Below are 1,146 nucleotides of genomic sequence, written 5' to 3'. Positions count from 1 at the left end.
ACTGGGGCATCGGCAACTCCGGCAGCCTCAACACCGGCATTGGGAACGCCGGCAGCACCGACACCGGCTTGTTCAACACCGGGTCCGTCAACACCGGCATCGCCAATGCCGGTGACTACAACACCGGCTGGTACAACAGCGGAAACACCAACACCGGACTAGCCAATCGCGGGGATTACAACTCGGGCTGGTACAACGCGGGCAATTACAGCACGGGTATTGCCAACGCGGGCGACATCGATACCGGCGCCTTTATTACCGGCGACATGAATAACGGCTTCCTGTGGCGGGGTGATCGGCAGGGCCTATGGAGCGCAGGCTACGCGATCCACGTTCCCGAAATTCCAGCCCATGTCGACGTGGACATTCCCATCAACATCCCCGTCACCGCGGGTTTCACCAACACCGTGTACAGCGGCATCACGATGCAAGACATCAATTTCGGTTTCACCGCTGCCATCGGGCCAATCCCGGTCCTCACCGGCACGATCAACTCCCTCACCCTCCCGCCGATCACGGCCACCGGTCCCGCGATCTCGTTCAACATCGGCGACCCTGCTGGTTCCACCGTGATCCGCATCCCCGCCACGGCCAGCATCGGCCCCGTCGACTGGACGATCGTCAACATCCCGGCGGTCACCGGGTTGTTCAACTCCACCACCAGCCCTTCTTCGGGATTATTCAATGGCGGGACTGGCACCGTCTCGGGCATCGGAAACGTCGGCGCCAACATTTCGGGCTACCAGAACTTTGGGAGCTTGATCTCGGGCTACCAGAACTACGGCTCGTTGCAATCGGGCCTGGCCAACTTGGGTAATACCGTCTCGGGCATTCTTAATACCGGTGTCGCGACGCCTGCCAACGTCTCAGGCATGTGGAACGTCGGCAGCAACGTCGCTGGGTTCTTCCGCGACCAGGTGGCCGGAACGACGACATTCAACCTGGGTCTGGCCAATGTCGGGCAATACAACCTGGGCTTCGGCAACGTGGGCGACTATAACGGCGGCCTCGGTAACCTCGGCGACGTCAACTTCGGCGTCGGCAACGTCGGAGTCAATAACTTCGGTACAGCAAACCTCGGCAATTTCAACATCGGGGCGGCAAACACCGGCAGTTACAACCTCGGGTCGGCGAACCCGGGCGACT

Annotated in this window: 1 pseudogene; it reads left to right on the top strand. The window is 60.9% G+C overall.

What is annotated here, in order from left to right:
- Window positions 1–1,146: pseudogene (locus F0Q45_RS26115) on the top strand (PPE family protein); the annotation flags it as partial.

The sequence above is a fragment of the Mycobacterium simiae genome, from assembly GCF_008370645.1.
Taxonomy (GTDB): domain Bacteria; phylum Actinomycetota; class Actinomycetes; order Mycobacteriales; family Mycobacteriaceae; genus Mycobacterium; species Mycobacterium simiae_A.
The sequence above is the reverse complement of the archived record's forward strand: the minus strand, read 5'-3'. Positions and strand labels throughout refer to the sequence as shown.